The 17590-nt window shown below is 67.2% G+C and carries 17 protein-coding genes; all 17 read right to left on the reverse strand.

Annotation, left to right across the window (positions count from 1 at the left end; genetic code table 11):
* Positions 1-301: 301 nt before the first annotated feature.
* On the reverse strand, positions 302-2485 hold the full coding sequence (locus ACFOKF_RS15285; RefSeq protein WP_380796708.1) for a hypothetical protein: 2184 nt from the start codon (positions 2483-2485) through the stop codon (positions 302-304).
* On the reverse strand, positions 2482-2790 hold the full coding sequence (locus ACFOKF_RS15290; RefSeq protein WP_380796710.1) for a hypothetical protein: 309 nt from the start codon (positions 2788-2790) through the stop codon (positions 2482-2484). Before ACFOKF_RS15290 ends, ACFOKF_RS15285 begins: the two co-directional genes overlap by 4 nt.
* A gap of 12 nt (positions 2791-2802) precedes the next feature.
* On the reverse strand, positions 2803-3579 hold the full coding sequence (locus tag ACFOKF_RS15295; RefSeq protein ID WP_380796711.1) for a hypothetical protein: 777 nt from the start codon (positions 3577-3579) through the stop codon (positions 2803-2805).
* A 2-nt stretch (positions 3580-3581) separates the two neighbouring features.
* Positions 3582-7619, reverse strand: coding sequence for a hypothetical protein (locus ACFOKF_RS15300; RefSeq protein WP_380796713.1), 4038 nt, complete (start codon positions 7617-7619; stop codon positions 3582-3584).
* A 2-nt stretch (positions 7620-7621) separates the two neighbouring features.
* Positions 7622-8491, reverse strand: a complete 870-nt coding sequence (locus ACFOKF_RS15305; protein WP_380796715.1) for a hypothetical protein — start codon at positions 8489-8491, stop codon at positions 7622-7624.
* A gap of 2 nt (positions 8492-8493) precedes the next feature.
* Complete coding sequence (locus ACFOKF_RS15310) at positions 8494-8862, reverse strand: hypothetical protein (RefSeq protein WP_380796716.1); 369 nt, start codon at positions 8860-8862, stop codon at positions 8494-8496.
* A complete protein-coding gene (locus ACFOKF_RS15315) occupies positions 8859-9206 on the reverse strand; it encodes a hypothetical protein (RefSeq protein ID WP_380796718.1) in 348 nt (115 codons plus the stop codon). Before ACFOKF_RS15315 ends, ACFOKF_RS15310 begins: the two co-directional genes overlap by 4 nt.
* Entirely contained in the window at positions 9203-10972 is a 1770-nt protein-coding gene (locus ACFOKF_RS15320) for a hypothetical protein (protein WP_380796720.1), read from the reverse strand. The genes ACFOKF_RS15315 and ACFOKF_RS15320 overlap by 4 nt, the downstream gene beginning before the upstream one ends.
* Positions 10972-14262 (reverse strand): hypothetical protein, encoded by a 3291-nt coding sequence (locus ACFOKF_RS15325; RefSeq protein ID WP_380796722.1) that lies wholly within the window; start codon positions 14260-14262, stop codon positions 10972-10974. The genes ACFOKF_RS15320 and ACFOKF_RS15325 overlap by 1 nt, the downstream gene beginning before the upstream one ends.
* A gap of 5 nt (positions 14263-14267) precedes the next feature.
* Positions 14268-14726, reverse strand: coding sequence for a DUF1799 domain-containing protein (locus tag ACFOKF_RS15330; protein ID WP_380797828.1), 459 nt, complete (start codon positions 14724-14726; stop codon positions 14268-14270).
* Positions 14621-14956 carry a hypothetical protein gene (locus ACFOKF_RS15335; RefSeq protein WP_380796723.1) on the reverse strand — a complete coding sequence of 112 codons (336 nt, stop codon included), beginning with the start codon at positions 14954-14956 and terminating at the stop codon, positions 14621-14623. The genes ACFOKF_RS15330 and ACFOKF_RS15335 overlap by 106 nt, the downstream gene beginning before the upstream one ends.
* A gap of 137 nt (positions 14957-15093) precedes the next feature.
* Positions 15094-16050: a hypothetical protein gene (locus ACFOKF_RS15340; RefSeq protein ID WP_380796725.1), complete on the reverse strand. Its 957-nt coding sequence runs from the start codon at positions 16048-16050 to the stop codon at positions 15094-15096.
* Positions 16051-16052: 2 nt separating this feature from the next.
* Positions 16053-16232: a hypothetical protein gene (locus tag ACFOKF_RS15345; protein ID WP_380796726.1), complete on the reverse strand. Its 180-nt coding sequence runs from the start codon at positions 16230-16232 to the stop codon at positions 16053-16055.
* A 1-nt stretch (position 16233) separates the two neighbouring features.
* The gene (locus ACFOKF_RS15350) at positions 16234-16677 is read right to left on the reverse strand and encodes a phage tail terminator protein (RefSeq protein WP_380796728.1); all 444 of its coding nucleotides are present in this window, start codon (positions 16675-16677) and stop codon (positions 16234-16236) included.
* Positions 16677-17105 (reverse strand): gp436 family protein, encoded by a 429-nt coding sequence (locus ACFOKF_RS15355; protein WP_380796729.1) that lies wholly within the window; start codon positions 17103-17105, stop codon positions 16677-16679. Before ACFOKF_RS15355 ends, ACFOKF_RS15350 begins: the two co-directional genes overlap by 1 nt.
* The gene (locus tag ACFOKF_RS15360) at positions 17102-17365 is read right to left on the reverse strand and encodes an Acb2/Tad1 domain-containing protein (RefSeq protein ID WP_380796730.1); all 264 of its coding nucleotides are present in this window, start codon (positions 17363-17365) and stop codon (positions 17102-17104) included. The genes ACFOKF_RS15355 and ACFOKF_RS15360 overlap by 4 nt, the downstream gene beginning before the upstream one ends.
* Complete coding sequence (locus ACFOKF_RS15365; RefSeq protein WP_380796731.1) at positions 17352-17588, reverse strand: hypothetical protein; 237 nt, start codon at positions 17586-17588, stop codon at positions 17352-17354. Before ACFOKF_RS15365 ends, ACFOKF_RS15360 begins: the two co-directional genes overlap by 14 nt.
* Positions 17589-17590 lie beyond the last annotated feature (2 nt).

A 17590-nucleotide genomic window follows, 5' to 3' on the forward strand; every position in this document is an offset into this window, starting at 1 on the left:
GCTCGAAGCGAACGGCGTTTTGCAATCCATCCGACATCTCTCCCCTTAACTTCGCATATTTCCCGCCGGATTCGACTTTTTGTTGCGCCGGGCTGATCCTATCGGAATGTCGGACGATGCCTTCCAACTGCGCGATATGGGCATGGACAATGGCACGGGTGAAGCGGCCCAAAAGCTTTTTTAAGCCGGGACAAGAGGTTCTTTAACACCGCCTGATGCCCGCTGGCGCGCCGACCTTCCGATCAATCACTTTTTCAAAGAACTCTGAGAGGCCCTTTAAAGACCCCTCAGAAAGGCATCGTCAATAGGCCGGCGTGGAGGACGATGCGGTCAGCGTGCCGGTCACGGTGCCGTTGCCGGCCGTGCCGTGGTTGCTCCAGGCGGGGGCCACGCCGTCCTGATACCATTCGGGCGGCGATCCCAGCGGCAGCGAACCATCAGCGCCCAGATCAACCGGAACGCCGCCGACCGCAAACTTCTGCCGATTGGCCAGTATGCTCAGATCGAGCGTCGAGGTCACATCAATGAAATCATGAGCAAGATCGCCGACCCAAGGATTGGTCCCGTTCACAAGAGCGCCGAAGCCGAACTGGGTGAGCACTGCCCCGGCATGATCGAACTTGGTCGACCCTGCGAAGCTGTAGGCGGCCGTGTTGATCGCGACCCCGTTGACATAAAGCTGGAACCGCGCCGCTGCGTAGTCCCACGCCCACAGAACATGATACCAGGTGTCCCCGGCGAAGGTGCTGGCCGGAACCGTGAAGACATCGGTGCCGGTCCCGTCCTGATTGAGCCGGAAGTTAAGCCGTCCGCTGGTAGTCGACGTGACGGCGATCGTTTGGGTCGAGCCTACCCGCGCCTCAAATATGGTGCGGTTGGTTGTCCACGTTCCGGCCTGCTTGAACCAGAAAGACGCGATGCCCGCCGACCCGGCCGGCACCGTGGCGGTGCTGGCGATGATGCTGTCTGTCCCGTCGAAATAGGCCCCGCGCGGCGTGAAGGCGGGCGCAGGGACTGGCACCGAGACATCCTGCTGGAACGGGCGAACGGCCACGCCCTCGAAAGGATACATGGCCGACGCATCATAGAGGCCCGGCACATGCTCGATCAGGAAGAAAGGATAGAGGTTGTAGTCGCGCGTCTCCTGGAGACATGCCGTGGCCTGGCCGCGCAGGTAGGAAAGGACATCGCCATAGGCGAACGGCGTGCTGGGCGTGATGCGAACCCGGCCACGGCGCGGCGATCCGCTGCCGGCGTCGACAACGGCGACCGTTCCGCGCGTGTTCGCCGGGTAGCTGGTTTCGGTCGCCTTGAAGACAGGCCGCCTGGTCCCGCCCGATCGCGTCACTTCGACGCCAGTAACAGGCTGCTGATGCGGCGAAGTGCCGCTGTAGGCGGTGCCGCGCAGCGCCGCCAAGGTCGTAAGGTTGCCGCCGTTCGGCAGATCAACGACCAGATCGGCGTAACTGCCATCGGTCGGCCCTTCGATCCCGACGATAGCCGGCTCTCCGATGGTCAGGCCGGATGCGCGCAGCAGCTGAAGCGCCAGCGGCCACATCAATAGCACCTGGCCGTCTTTGTTCGACGTGTCGGGGTGGATGATCGTGCTGGCCCCGCCGAACCGACAGACATGGGCGGATGGCCCAACGGTCAGCCCCACCGACTGCGCCAGAGGCTCGGCCGCAAGTGCGATCATGTTGGCGCGGACTGGTTCCAGCATCCGCACGGGCTGCTCCGAAAAATTCAGCATTTCGGCGGCGGGCGACGTGGGCGCATTGAAGAAGGGCATGGGCGTGGCCATCCACCATTTGGTGGCCGCCTTGCTGAACAGGCCGCGCCCCTTGGCCCCGGCCGCAGCGCTATAGTCCCAGAGGCAATGATCCACGCGCCGGCTGTTGACCGTCCCGCCCAGGGCGAAGCTGGTGCCGTCCGCATTGGCCCCAAAATACAACGGCCAGAAAACCGCTTTGAAAGTGTTGAGGTAGCTTCCATCGGCGTTGAACCAGCATTCGACAAGGTTCTGAACCGTCCCATAATCCGCCTCGATCGCGGCCGCGACATTCGCGAAGTCCGCCCATGTCCGCGTGTCCGATCCATCGGTGCTGTCGTCGCCCAGATCGAAGCGCGAAGTCCCCGGCACCGCGCCATCGCCCACCGCAAATTGGCGGCCGGGGCGGGCATAGGCGAGGAAGGCAGACATGGCGGTCATGGCGGGATTGACCTGGCCGGCCGCGACCGACGCGGCATTGACCGTCACCTTCACCGGGGCCGCGCCGGTGCTGTCCTGCCGATAAACGATCAGGTTGCCGTTGCCGGGTGTCGGTTGGGGAATCGCACGGTAGAGGGACGCCACGTCGAAGAGATATTGCATCTCCGACTGGCCCATGATCATCGCGGTGGTGACTGGCGTCGGGGTCGGCGTCGAAACGCCGCCCTTCCGGGGCGCATAGCCGCTGGTGTAGCCGCCGCGATAGCCATAGGTCATGCGGCGGCCGCCTTGATGATCCAGGTGCCCGTGGTGATGTGGAACCAGCTCGGCGAACCTGCCGGCAGCACCAGCGGACTTGCCGCAGGGTCGAGCGTGCCGGCCGACACCTGCACCTTAATATCAAGGCGCACCTTTTCCTCGGGCGTGATGCAGATTTCGCACGGGCCGGTGATCGGATCGCTGTTCGTGTTCAGCGCCAGCCCTTTCTTGCCGCCGCTGTGCGGCAGGATCGGCGCGAATCGCGAGCGCCCGCCCCCCAGGGTGGAAGCAAGCGCGGCGTGGATGCTGTAGTCGATGGCCATAGTCGATGCTCCTTAGGGTTCCAGGGTGATGCCGATCTTCTCGGCCAGCGGCGCGAGGATGGCGGCGCGGCGCTTGTAGTTGGCGACCCCGCCCAGGCTGCGCCGGCAGACATCAAGGAACGCGAACTTGTGCCCTGATCCACGATCGCCGACGCCGCCGAAGAAGGTCGTTTTCGTGTCGCCCATATGCGCGACCGGGGCCGCGCCCGAAGCGGTGGTCGTGATCGCGTTGATGCCAAGCTCCACGTTCATTGCCCCTGAAACGCCGATCAAAGTCGCGTCAAAGGATGCCCAGGCGACGTACTTGGTGTTGGGCAGGATCGACCCCGGCGCGGTCGAGATGGCGTAGCTGGAACCATGGACCAGCCCCCAACGGTCGCCCAGGCGGACGCCCACGAACAGGCGGTTCGCCGACGCCTGATCCAGGGAACACATGACACCGTCGTTCGTGCCGATGCTGGGGCCGGTCTCGAACGCAGCAGCGACGAAATAGCTGGCACCGATCTGATAGTCGGCGACCATGTAGCCCGACCCCTCATAGCCAAGGACGGCCGGCTGGCCGTTCAGCGTCGTGGGCGTGGGCAGCGGCGTGCCGGCACGCTTCAGCAGGATGCCACGGCGGCGATCCTCCAGGGCGTAGGATACGATTTCCGGCGCGCGTTCGGCCGGATCGATGATGAAGTCGAGGTCGCCGGCCGCGATCGACGCCTGTTCGGCGGCGGTCATGGCGGAAATGGCAACGCCCGAAGGACGAACGAGATTGTAGGGACTGGTGATGACGCTCGACATGGTCAGATTACTCCAATGATCTGGCTGATCGGATAGTTGTGGAGGGGTAGCCCGGTGACGCGGCAGCATTCCGGGTCGTTGTCATGGATGGGCGAGCGAAGCCCACTCGTTGGGCCGGTGGCCGGCGCGCTCGATGTCCACGGTGCCCAATGGGCAAGGCCCAACGACCGACCGCTACCGCTGGGCGCTGCGGTCAGGCGAACGGCAAATTCATTCGCGCCGTTGTTGCCCAGCGGTTCAGCGCTGGCGACCAGCGCGGACATGTTGCTGTCGACATAGGCAAAGCCCAGGCGGCCGGGATCGGTGACGCGCCGGGTGTCGACGGTAAGACGGCCGCCATAATCCAGCATGCCGCCTGCAAAGCGGACGATGATCCAGCGACCGTCCAGGATGGCCGACGCCATGTGAACGGGCTTCCATGGCATGTCCTGGTACAGGTGACGGCGCACCGCCTTTTCCTGCATCGACCCCATATAGGCGAAGCCTTCGGGGGACATGTGGTAGGAGCCAGTGAACAGGGACGGATATTGCGGGCCGCAGAGCAGAAAGCGCGGATCATTAAGGCCGACCGTGCCCTGAGCCTCGCCGGGTCCGAACAGATGATAGAGGCCTGTTCCATCGGTGTTGTAGCAGAAGTTGATCTGCTGAAGGACGATCAGCGGCGGCTTTGCCTGCCCCGTAATTGCGGGGATGTCGACCTGCACCGCGTCGGCCAGCGTACCGAGCTGGGCGACTTCGGTCGCGGGCGTGTCGGTCGCGGGCGTTTCGCCGTGACGCCACAGCATGGCCGGGACGGCGAAGGTTTTTCCTGCCGCCGTCGCCAGCTCTTTCCCGCGCTGCACGCCGTAGAGCATATTGCTCCACATTTGCGTGCCCGGCCCCAACGTCTCGAAAGCGGTTCCGCCATTGCCGGTCGCCGCCAGCAACACCTGGGGCGCGATCGCGCGGCGCAAGCTGAAGCCAAACGCCGTATAGCCGGTATCGCCCCGCACATTGTCGGCGGGCGGCCCCCATTGCTCATAGGCTGGCGTGAAGGAGGCGAAGTTCGCGGGAACATAGGCGGTCGGTCCCGCCGCCGCGCGGATCGAGCCATTGAACATGATAACATCGGGATCGGGCGGGAATGGCAGGGTGACTGGCCCCTGAAGCGCCGCGCCGCCGTCCGACGTGCCCAGATTGACGCTCTGGCCATGCTCGGGGAACATGTCGACATGGTTGGGATCGCCCGCTTTCTCCTGGAAGAAGCGCGCGACCGCCATCCGGCCATTGGCCTTTGCATATTTGACCAGGCCGGGGGCGATGACCTTGGCCGCAAAGCAGTCGACCATGCCGGCAGTCAGCCGCGCGACCGACTGGCCTAGCGCCACGAACACCTGCTCCACCGGGCCGCCGCCGTCATCGACCAACCGCGTATAAGCCATGGGCGCATCGACCGAAGCCGGCTCCCAGAGCAGGCCGTCCTTGCCCATTGCCGTCACGAGATCGCGGCCCGCCGTCACCGCGAAGGGCGAACCGGCCGGCAGTCGTTCAGGCCGGTCCCACATGTCGCCTGCCAGACGCTCGCGCCCCGTGCGCCGGTCATACCAGCGGGTCGGATCGCCATTCTCGGCACGCTCATGAACGACCACGCCATTCTTGATGGTGGTCGGTTCCGGGTTGCGACCGATGGTCAGCTCCTGAACGCCCATCCGGCCAAGATCATCGATCCAGACCAGGTCATCCACCAGCGACCAGACGCCGTTGCGACGGGTCAGGAAAGGCGCAAAGGCCGATGCGAAATCGGCCGACGCGATCGAGGCGACCAGCCCGGCGATGCTGGTCTGCGGCGCGCCGGGCTGGAGTGCGCTATCCGCCTTCACCCCCTGCCCGGAGGTCGCAAATGCCGTTGCCGGCTGCTGCGCTGCCGTGCCCAGGCCAGCGAGGATCGCGGCCTGCGCCGCGTGGCCCTGCTGCAAACTGGCAACGTCCGTGGTGCGGGCCTGCGTTTCGGCGGCAAGGCCGGTGCCCAGCGCCGCCACGCTGCCGCTCAGCGCGGGCAGATCGATGCCGGCATTGTCCGTCGCATCCTCGATCTCGATCGAGATGATGTCGGTCTCCTGGCCGTTCCCATAAACGCGGATATGCGGCAGGCCATAGACCGCCGTGGGCGGCACCGTGTAGGCCAGCGTGCCCGGTGCGCCTGCCTTGCCGATCAGGAAACTGGCCGTCACCACCCCGTCCGCCGCAATCGGCAGCAGGACATTGCCCAGACGGACATTGCTGACATTGTTCATGTTCGCGTTGAGGTTCTGCCAGCGCAGTTCGATCGCGTTGTTCGCCGGGTCGGCCGGGTCCGCGTTGCGGCGCAGGCGGAAGATCAGGCGATAGGTCCGCCCCGCATAGAGCGGGCGGGCGATGCGCGGCGCAATATCGACATAGCCGCCCGACGCATCGGTATCCTGCCCCCTGATGCGCAGCACGGAACCCACGCTGTCAACCTGCGCCAGCACGCCCGCCGTGATGGTGGCGCGGGTGACAGGATTGCCGGTCAACGCCGTCGAGAAGAGGGCGCGCGCGTCGCCCGCCCGATCGGGGTAGCGCGGCACCAGCGCATGCAACGGCTCGACCGCAGCTAGGCGGGTGTCGAGCGCCTGCTCGATGCCCTGGGCGCGCGTCGTCTCGGCCGATAGCTGGACGGTTGACGCCTTGCCCGCAAGCGCCGCCGCCGCTGCGGTGGAAATGGGCTTGTCCGCGTCAGCCGTATTGTCGACGGCCGGGAGTCCTACATCGCCCTTGCCCAGCGTCACCGCGCCCGTCTTGCCGGCGACGCTGGCCACGGTGTTGACCTGCGCCCCCGCTGCGACTCCGTCCAGCTTGGCCCGCTCGGCCGCCGTCATCCGCTTAAAGCCGGCGGCATCGGCCAGCTGCTCGATCGACGCGCCAGGCTGGAGCGCACTGTCCGCCTTCGCCCCCTGCGCCGCCGAAGCCTTGCCCGCCAGTCCGGCGGCCAGATCGGCCGGCTGGACGGCGCTATCCGCCTTCGCGCCCTGGGCGACTGTCGCCTTGCCGGCCAGCGCCGCCGCCGTTGCGGTGGAAATGGGCTTGTCCGCGTCGGCCGTATTGTCGACGGCCGGGAGTCCCACGTCGCCCTTGCCCAGCGTCACCGCGCCCGTCTTGCCGGCGACACTGGCGACCGTATTGGGCTGCGCGCCCGCAGCGATGCCCGCCAGCTTGGTCCGCTCGGCCGCCGTCATCCGCTTATAGTCGGCGGTCTCGGCCAGCTGCTCGATCGACGCGCCCGCCTGAAGCGCGCTGTCCGCCTTCGCCCCCTGCGCCGCACTGGCAAAGGCGTTGATGTTCTGACCCGCCGCGCTGCCCAGGGCAGGCTTGCCGTCAAGGTCGCCATAGGCCCCGCTGGTGGCCACCGCCGCCAGATCGGCCGGCTGCACGGCGCTGTCCGCCTTCGCGCCCTGGGCGATCGTCGCCTTACCGGCCAGCGCCGCCGCCGTTGCAGTCGAGATAGGCTTGTCGGCGTCGGCCGTATTGTCGACGGCGGGGAGTCCTACATCACCCTTGCCCAGCGTCACCGCGCCCGTCTTGCCGGCTACGCTCGCCACGGTGTTGACCTGCGCGCCCGCCGCGACTCCCGCCAGCTTGGTCCGCTCGGCCGCCGTCATCCGCTTATAGTCGGCGCTGTCCGCCAGCACCTCGACCGACGCGCCAGGCTGGAGCGCGCTGTCCGCTTTGGCCCCTTGCGCCGTCGATGCCTTGCCCGCCAGCCCGGCGGCCAGATCGGCCGGCTGCACGGCGCTGTCGGCCTTGCCGCCCTGCGCGGCCGTCGCAAATGCGGTGCTGTCCTGCGCCGCCGCCGTGCCCAGCGCGGGCTTGCCGTCGAGGTCGGCATAGGCCCCGCTGGTCGCGACCGCCGCCAGATCGCCCGGCTGGACGGCGGTGTCCGCCTTGTCGCCCTGGGCGGCGCTCGCATAGGCGTCGATGTCGCCCAGCGCCGCCGCCATTGCGGCCTTGTCTTCCGACGAAAGGGTTTCGATCGCCTTGCTCAACTTCAGTCTCCCAACGTGATGATCTGGCCGCCCAGCGTGAGCGGCTCGCCGCCCAGCGTGAGGGCCGGGATGGATTGCGGGACGAACAGCGGATCAGGCTCGATGGCCCAGTCCTCCATGCTCATCTGCCAGCTGGTCTGGGCGGCGTTGCGCCGCTCGAAAGCGCGCAGGCCAGTGAGCGCGCCATAGCGGATGCGGTTGCGCAGCCCCGCCGTTCTGGCCGGGTTCTCGACCACCAGCACGCACCGGCTTTCGCCCCGATCCAGCTGCATATCGTAAAGGGTTTCGGCTTCCGCCTCGGACAGGTCGCCCAGCGTCCAGGCAAAGGTGGCGTAGCGCGCGCCCTCGACCACGGCGACGCCGCCTGAAGGCAGGCGCGTGACGGTGCCGGTGTCGCGCACGCCGCGCCCCGATCCCCATTCCTTGTTCCAGCGCGGCTGGAAACCCTCGCCCACGATCAGCGCGCCGATCGCCAGCGGCGTCGCGCCTTCGGGCTGGGTGATGGAGAGGCGCAGATAGCGCACCAGCTGCTCCGCGCCGAACCAGAGCGCATGGCTCATGACGCGCCGCTTCCAGTCGCGTTCGGGCACCCGCAGCGCACCGGCCGGCTTGATGACGCGATCGGCATAGCCGGTCAGCCCGCCGCTGATCGTCCAGCTGGCGGCGTCCGCAGCCGAAAAGAGACAGCCCAGAAACACCGTGTCGATGATCCGCTCGACGCCCAGATCGATGTCGATCGTCGCGGCCGATCCGACCGCGCCGTCCAGCCAGATTTCGCGGGGATCGGGCGACAGCAGATTGGCCGCGCCCGTCCCGCGCGACACGGCAAGGGCGGCGATCGGCGTCGGGGCGGTGATGAGGATATTGGCCATGCCTACAGCCTCCTCAACACGGTGACGCGGCTGGTGCCGGCGGACCAGGCGTCTTCCGCGCCCAGCACGAACACATCCACGCCCGCGTCATAGCCCAGCTTGTTGCCGGTGATGGTGATGACCTGGCCGCGATAGGGTTCCCAGCGGCCCAGCAACAGATGCTGATCGACGGCCATCGGCCCGCCGCCACCCATGAAGGCCAGCTGCCGCGCGGCTTCCGCCTCCGCGTCCGCCCTGGTCGCGATCGTGGTTTGCCGTTCCTTGGTCAGGGCGCTATCGCCCCAGCGCGCGATCGCCGCGTTGTCGCTGGCCAGCGACCAGAGGCAATCGGCCATCAGCCATTGCGCATAGACCGGATCAACCGTGGTCATGCGTCACCCCCGATCCAGGCTTCGCCGCGCCAGCGCCCGACCAGCGTCACGCGGGCGCGCCCGGCCGGCGCTGCGACCATCCGGTCCTGCGCGATCGCGCCATCGGGCATCGACAGCCAGGCGTCGGTCGGACAGTCGATCGAGACGGCGTCGTCTGCCATGTCGGCCGCGATCGGCGCGTCCTCACGCGGCGCGAACGACCAGCCGTTCCACCAGTGGGTGGCGGGATCGATGCCGGCAGGCGCAGGGCGGCGATCCAGATTGTCCGGCGCAGCCAGGCCGCGCGCCGTCGTCACCATGACGATCGCGCCCGACGCGCGGTGGATGATGGCCCAGCGGCTCATTTGGACAGCCGCACGGGGATGACGATTCCCCGCTCCCATACCGGATGGCCGACGACATTCTTGGTCTGCACCGTGTAGCTGTTGGTCCCGTCAAGCGGCGCGGCGTCGAAGAACGGCACGGTGTAGGCGGTGTTGCCGCCGCCCTCGAACAGCAGATAGCTATGCTCGGAGGGGAGCAGGATCGTGCCGTCGCCCCGCCGCATGCGCAGCGACACGCGGTCATTGTCGCCGCCCGTCCGCGCGCCGACCACCGTCACCAGGAAGACCGCCGTGGTGTCGGTCGCGCCCTCGGGCCGGGTGAAGGTGGTCGCCAGCGCTACGCCGGCATAGGCGAAGTTGCGCCAGACATTATCGTCATCGGTGCCGACCGACGCCCCGAACAGATCGAGCAGCGCGAAGTTGGACTCCGTCACCGCATTGTCCACGATCGCGGCCGTGTTGACCTGATTTTCCGCGACGCCGCCGCCATCCGCGATCGTGCTGGACACATCGTCCGCGCTGATGTCGCCGACATTCGTGCCGGACGGCGCGCCCGATGTCGCCCCGGCCTCGGCCGGCTGAAGGTCCGAAATCGGCGTGCCGTCCAGATAGGCGACTTCGCTCGCCAGCACGATCGCGACCAGGTCGCCGCGCGCCATCCGCGACTCGTTGCGCCGATAGCCCAGGCGGCGCGTGGCCACCGGCCGGATCATCCGCTGCCGGATCACGTCCTGGCTGACGGCCGATGCGGCGCTTGCGCCCCATGCCCATGGGCGGATGATGATCGCGCCGGTCGGATCGAGCAGCCAGAGCAGGGAATTGCTGGCCATCAAATCGTCCAGCATCGCGGCAACCGTGGTGCTTTCATCCTTGGCGACCCAGCCGATCGGCGCGGGCCGCAGCGCGGCGGCGGCCGCGACCGTGCCGGCGGCGAAGGCGGGACCGCCCAGCGCCTGGACCAGGCGCTCCGCAATCTGCGCCGTGGTTTCCACATAGCCCGCGCCGATCTCGCCCTGCACATCGGCGTGCAGATCGCCCGATGGCTGCGTCCACCATTTGAGGCAGGCGATCGACGGGCAGACGACGCCGCCACCGGCCGGTGCGCTCGCGCCCTGGAGCGCGGCGAGCGTGGCCGCCGCCGTGCCCTGCCAGGCCAGTTCGGTCAGCGCTGCGGCCGGCGCGCCGCGATCGCGCACGGCGTTGATCGCCTGAAGCGGGCGCAGCGGATCGGCCAGCGCATAGACATTATTGGCCGGGTCGATCGGCTCGGCCTGAAGGTTCCACACCCGCCCCCAGACGCGGCGCTTGAGGATGCCATCCCAGGCTGCCGGGCCTTCCAGCCCGCCGGTGCCGGCATAGCGATCGGTGAGCAGCGGCTTCTTGATGTCGGCCGCCGGGTCCGCCAGCGCGATCGACATTTTGCCTTCGGCGCTCGCCATCTCCAGCACCTTGCCCGACGCCACGATCGGCGGCAGCGCGCCTTCCGGCCCGATCCGCACGGTGATGGCTGCATCGGGCCAGAAATGGCGGGACAGATCATCGACCGCCGCATGGCCATTGGGCGCGAAGGACAGGGTCATCGCCTGCGCCACGCCGCCGCCGCTAATCTCTTCCTCATAGTCGAGGCTGGCGATGATCGTCGGCAGCGCCTCGATCCCGGCGCGCCAGTGCGCACCCGCATAATGATAGGGCAGCGCCCCGCCGCCGCCGGCCAGGCGCACCGTCTGCGGCGCGCCGTCGCTCACGCTGCGCGGCTGGGCTTCGACCAGGATCAGCGGCCCGGCCATCAGCTGGTCCTCGCCAGCATCGCGGCGCTCAGCTGGGTTGCGGCCGATCCGCTGATCCGGCCCTGCGCCACCAGCGTTTCCATCAGCGCGATCAGCCTGGCGTTCTGGTCGTTATTTTCGTCCAGCGCCTGGTTGGTGGTCGCCAGCGCCGGGTCGCTGGTCGCCGTCGTGCTGGCGGCGGCCGCCGTGATCCGGGCATTGGCGTCCGCGATCGCCTTGCGCGCTTCGTCCAGGATCAGCGTGCGGTCGGCCGCATATTGGCCGGTCGATCCATAGGCGTCGTCGGACACGGTCGCGAACTGCTGGAGCAGGCTGGCCAGCGTATCGGCCGCGCCATCCTTGCCCGCCGCCAGATCGGCCTTGGCCTTGTCGATCTGTTCCAGGATCGCGTCGCGCTGCTCGATGGCGCTGCCCTCGAACATCGACCCATAGGTCATTTCATCGACCAGGCGCTGGAGGCTGCCGACCTGTTCTTCCAGCATCCGTTCGACCAGCGCCGCGCGGTCTTCCGCATTCTTCTTCTCGATCGCGACGACATCGAACCCATATTCGGTCGCGATGCGCAGCCGCTCCTTGGCCTGCGCCTCGAACGACTTGAACTGCTGCTCCAGCTCCGCGCCGATGCCGCCGACCAATATCTGGATTTCCTGCACCTTGAGCGCTTCTTCCAGCGCCTCGTTGATGTCGGTCGAAGATTTGAGCGCCTTTTCAACGGCCGCTGAAAGGCCCGTCACAGCGCCCTGGGAAACGGCAAGCTGGATCGCATAGCCGATCGCCCCGGCCTGATCGTCGTCAAACTCCTTCGCGCCCTTGGCGATCTTGAGCGACCCCGATCCGCTGCGCACGCGCCAATCGCCATGGCGCTGGCCGATGGTGACATCGAACGCGCCGATCGCGCCGCCCAGCATGTCGGCGATCTGCGAAAGCCCGTCCTGCACCGAAGAGGCTGCGCCCGATGCGGCCTCCTTGAACTTCTCGCTATTGCCCGACAGCGTCGCGTCGCCGTCCACGCTGGTGATGTTGGCCGCGCCCGTCTTGGTTTTCTTGAGCAGCCCGCCGATTGCCCCGCCCAGCAGGCCGCCCGCGATCGCGCCGATCGGCCCTGCAAACTGGCCCAGCGATCCCAGCGCCGACCCCAGCAGCTCCTTGCCCACCGCACCGCCGATCGCCCCGCCGATCGCGCCGCCCGTCTTGCTGCCGGTCAGCCCGCCCGCCGCATAGCCCAGGCCCGCATTCTTCAGCACCGTGCCGAACGTGCCCTTGGTGCCGAACACCTTGTCCAGCGACCCTTCCAGCTGCTTGCTTACCGACTTGCCGATGGCATCGGCGGCAGCGCCCTGGTTGCCGGCGCTGTTGCCGCCGGTCGACGGCGCGACCGCGCCATTCAGCATCGCCGCCATCGGGCCGGTGCCAAATAGCGTCGCCTCGATCGCTGCGGCAGCGATGCTTTCGGCCAGGCGGCCGATCACGTCGCTGGCCTTCTGCCCGCCCACCGCAATCGCGGTGAAGGCGTCGATCGCCGATCGCGCCAGCTGCTCCTTGGCCCGCTGCGCATCCTCGGTCGCCTGGCGCACGGCTTCGGTCGCTTCGCGTTCCCGCACCGCCGACGCGATCCGGGCTTCCGCTTCGGCCCGTTCCTCGGGCGACAGCGCCAGCAATTCCTTGCGGTATCCCAGCATGGCCCGCTGCACCGGATCGAGCGTGGCCAGCGCCGCCGTCTCGTCCTCGATCGACTGGACGATCTTGTCGATCGCGCCCGATGCGTCGATCGTGGCCTGCTCCTGCGCGGCCATGTCCTTGATGTCGCCCCAGGGCAGCGCCTTGCCCAGATAGGCGGCGCTCGCCTGCGCGCGATAATTTGCGGCGTCGTCGGCCGAAATCTTCTTCGCGCCTTCCAGCTTCGCGATGCGCTCCAGCTCATCGGCATAGTCCGACGCCGCCTTGCGCGCCGGATCATAGCGCCCGATCACGCCCTCCAGATCAGCCTGAAGCTTTTTCTGGGCCTCGGCCGCCGCGCGATCGGCGGCGCTGGCGGCGCTGCGGGTCGACGCCAGCGACTGACCGCTGGCATTGGCCTTGCCCTCCGACGCGGTCAGCGCATCGAGCGCGGCCTTCTTTTCCTTGTCGAGCGCGATCTTCTCGCGGGAATAGGCGAGTTCGCCCATTTGGCTGCGGTTGCGATCGAGGCGATCAAGGCTTTGGTCGTATGTCAAAGCGATGCGCGCGCGAGGATCAGTCGCGGCGGCTATGCCACGATCAACGAAGTACTGGCGGCCACCGGCAACAGCCTTGTTCGCTGCTGCAAGCGCCGTCTCCGCATCTTTCACCTGCGCTTTGAGGCGTTCGACCTCGCTTGCCGCAGCAGCAAAGCCCGGATCAATCATGTCACCGCGCGCCGTGACCTTCACATTCCCACGACGTTGCTCGGCCTCAACTGCGGCTGTTTCGAGCAAGGCTTTGCGCGCTTTGATGGTCTCAATCGCCAGCGTCCGCTTGGCTTCCGCATTGCGCAGAGTTTCGACGCGGGCGGTATATTGCGTTTGGGTTTCCCGCTCCAAAGCCTTGTTGAGCGCGTCGATCTGTTCGGTGAGAGAGGCGGCGGCATCCTCTTCTTCGCCCAGCGCCGACGCGCCATCCAGCGCTTCGGCGGCGAAACCCGACAGGAAGCCGATCACCAGCGGCAGCGCCAGCGACAGGCCGCCGGTCAATATGCCCTCGACCGCACCGGCAGACACGCCAAACGCGCCCATGGCGGCGGCGGCGGCGGTGCTGGCTTTGCTGATAGCGCCCTGCGCGGCCGACGACTCCAGCGCCCCCTTGGCCAGATCGCCCAGCTGATCCTCCAGCGCCCCGGCCAGGTCCGATGCGCCCTTGGCTGATCCGCCCACATCCGTGAGCGCGCCGTCTAGCCCGACCGCCTTGCCGACCGCGTCCGTGATGGCCCCGCCGATATTGCCCAGCACATCGTCCAGCGCGCCGCTGTCATTGGCAGCGTTGCGCGCGCTGGTGCCGATCTGCCCGATCGCCCCGGCCGCCGAAGCCGCCCGGTCTGCGGTTGTGCTGGCGCTGCTCCCCACATCGCCGATCGCGCCGTCCAGTGCGCCCATGTCGGCGGCCGCGTCCCGCGCGCTCGCCCCGGCCTTGTCGATCGCGGCCCCGGCCTCTGCGGCCGGCGCTGCGGTGTCCTTCGCCGTGGTGCCCAGCTTGTTGACAGCAGCGGTCAGCGCATCGACTTCCGTCTTTGCGACCGACGCATCGCCGGTGATGATCAGGGATGTCTTGAGGGCCACGGCGCTTACCCGCGATAGCCGTTAAGGGCAGCGCCGGCCGCGTTCTCCATCACGCGCAACCAGTCCCATTGGACGGGATTGAGCTTGATGCGGGCCTGCTTCAGCCCCGCGCGGACACGGCTATAGTCCAGCCCCTGGAAATACATCTGGCCGGACGCCATGGGGATCACGTCCCACTGGTTGCTGATCGCAAGAAAGGCCGTGACGATTGGCATATTCTGGGGCCAGACCGGGAATCCCGGCTCCTCTGTCTTCAGATCATCGATCAGTTCAGCGGGGATTCCCCAGCCTTCCGCATCGGCGGCTGCTTCGGTCAGGTCGGGTTGCCCGCCGCCCGCCCAGTGGCGCGCGGCGGCTTTCAGTTTCCCGACTGGGCACCGGACACCGCTTCGAAATAGGCCCGCACCAGCGCCTTGCGGACGTAGAGCTGGCCGAACAGCAGGTCGCGCACACTGTCGTTCCAGGACACGGGCTGGTCTTTTTCATCGACCAGATCGGACAGGCTATCGACCGCGCGCCGCAGGAAGTCGGTCGATCCGGGGCCGCTCGACAGGTCATATTCGCCGATCTCATCGGTCGGCACGACGTTGAAGGTCGCGTCAAAATCCTGCGTTTCAAAGCCGCCGTTGACCGGCACCTGGACCTTGACCTTGTGGGTGAACTGCGGATTTTTGGTGACAACGAATTTGGCCATGGGGAGTCCTCTTTGCTGATGGTCGGATGCGGTTCGTCTCGGCCGCATGCCGTTTGTTCCGACTCCCCAGTCCGCCGGCCCGGACGCCAGCTTATGGGTTTCGACGCCTCACAGCGGACGCCGTCATCGGTCAGAATTTACGTGATGGTGATCTTCCATTGATCGTCGCCCAGCGTGGGCAGCGGCGTGAAGGTCAGCGGCCATTCCTCGATCTTCTGGTTTTCCTGGCCGCCGCCAAAGCGGGACTGGACGCACGCGCCGGTATCGATCCTGACCTTGCGGCCGACGATCGTGCCATGCTCGATGATGATCGGGACGCGCGGCGCATCGGCGGTTTCAGAGCCGGCGCGGGCGACGGGGTTGTAAGTGCTGACCGGCACCGCTTCGACCGTCACGGTCAGCTGCTCGGCCTTGTCCACGATCAGCACCCGTTCCTGGTTGAACAGCATGCGCGGCTGCACTTCGCAGCCCAGGTTCAGCGAATAGTCGCGGGCGACGAAGGAAATGCCGTCGATCGTGTAGACCGGCGTGGTCGCCTTGGCCGCGACCTGCGGCTTTTGCCACTTGCTAAGGTCCACGACCGGGCGCGCCGCAACCGTGGGCACGGTGAACAGGCCGGTGATGGTGACGCGGCAGACCGGGATGCCCTGCGCGTTGATCGTGATCACGCCGGTCGATCGGCCGCCCAGCATCACATAGCGGTTGGTGCCGATCATGAAATAGGCGGCCACGCTCTCATGGCCTTCCGTCACCGGCGCATATTCGACCTTGTTGCCCGGCGTCACGACCTCGGCCACGCCGCAGGACCGCAGCAGCGGCGACCAGGCCGGGGCGACGCCCAGCTGGCCGCTGCCCACCAGTTCGAAGTCGCCGGTCAGCACGCAATAGAGGCCCACGGGCAGGCTTTCCTGCGCGCCCATATAGGGGGTCTCAAGGTTGCGACTTACGTCCTGGCCTTCCATCGGCTGGAACTGGACGTTGGTCAGCAGCATCGCGTTCGACGCGCCCGTGGGCGTGGGATCGATGCCATAGGCATTGAGCGGCTCGGCCTTCACGAGGATGATCTTGCTGCGCCATTTGATCGGTTCGGCCATGCTTACGCCTCCTGCCTTACAAGCTTGCCATCGACGCACACGAAGCTGCCGCCCGACAGCGGGCGCTCATTGCCCTGGGCATCCGTGCCAACGATGGGTTGGGGAATCGCAGGGGCGTCATGCGCCTGCGCCGGTGTGTGGTCGGCCTTTCCAGCGGCCGTTGATCCGTCCTTCAAAGCCATTTCAAATCCTCAATTGGTCATCCAGAGCGAAGTCGATCTGGTAGGTGAGCAGTCCGCCCGACAGGCTGATCAGCTCGCCCCGCGCCAGGCGGAACACGCCGACCGTCTCACCCTCCAGCCAGTCCGATTGCGGTGCCCAGCCGACGATCGCGCGGATCACGTCGTTGCGCAGCGGGGTCAGCTGATCGGCCAGCTTGCCCCCCGTCGCGTCGCCCGCCGCCCGCAGGAACAGCACGACGCCCAGCGTTTCGGCGATCTCCTGGACGAACAGGCCCGACATGGCGGTGACGGCCGATCCGCGAATCCCCAGCGGCAGCACGAAGGCGGCCGGGCAGACTTGCGGCGCGAGATTGCGGGCCATCAGCTCGGACAGGCTTGCGCCTGGCTGGATGCGCCCGGCGAGCGCCGCGATCGTGTCCAGCCGGTCCTTTACCGCCTCAAACATCAGATGAACCCGCGCAGGCTTTCAGGGGTCAGCGGCCGTTCCCGGTCGATGAACTGCACGCCCTGCGCGCCCGATGCCGCCGGCTCGATCCCGGCCGCTTCCAGCTTCACCGACCCGTCCGCGATCTTGTCCAGCGTCTTCAGCGCCAGCTCATAATCCTTCACGATCTTGTCGTTGGGCGACCAGACATGGATTTTGTAGAACGCGATCGCCAAGGCGATGTCGGTCACTTCGGAAGGCACCGGATCGAGCGGAAGGCGGTAGCGGACCCCGACGCGGCCGTTGATGACCGCGTCGGTGTTCGCCAGTTCCTGGTCGACCGTGGCCGTGTCGATCTGCCCGGTCGGCACTTCGCCCCGATCGGTCAGCTCGATCAGCGTCCGCTCGCCGAACCGTTTCACCAGCATGGCGAGCGTGGCGTAGCTCATTCGGGCTTCTCGTCACCGGGAAGGCGGACGCGGGAGGGCTGGAACACGGCGCGGTTGAGCGCCATGAAGCCCTGCTCCAGCTGCGTCTGCGCGATCGACAGCCAGCGCTGATCATATTGCGGCGAAGGGCCGCGATCGCGCATCACGTCGATATGGCGCAGCAACTGCTCCTCGACCGCCTTGAAGTGATTGACCAGGTCAATATTGTCCTGGCTCTGCGGGCGGTAGCCGGAGACCGGCAGGCCCTCAGCCTTCTGCATCGATCGCCTCCGGCAAGCCGTCGCCCCATTCGCCGCTGAAGACGCTGGCGGCCTTCAGGGTGGCGAACTCGGTTTCGGTGACAAAGGCGGGCGCTTCGCTGCCCGGCGCAAATGCCTCCCCGTCATGCTGGAGGTCCATCAGGACATGATGACCGCGACGCTCAGCGCGATCGGCTTGCGTGGCGGCGGCCTTGGCCGCCGTTGCCGTGGGTGCCTTTGCCATGA

The organism is Sphingobium rhizovicinum (assembly GCF_042647625.1).
GTDB classification, from domain to species: domain Bacteria; phylum Pseudomonadota; class Alphaproteobacteria; order Sphingomonadales; family Sphingomonadaceae; genus Sphingobium; species Sphingobium rhizovicinum.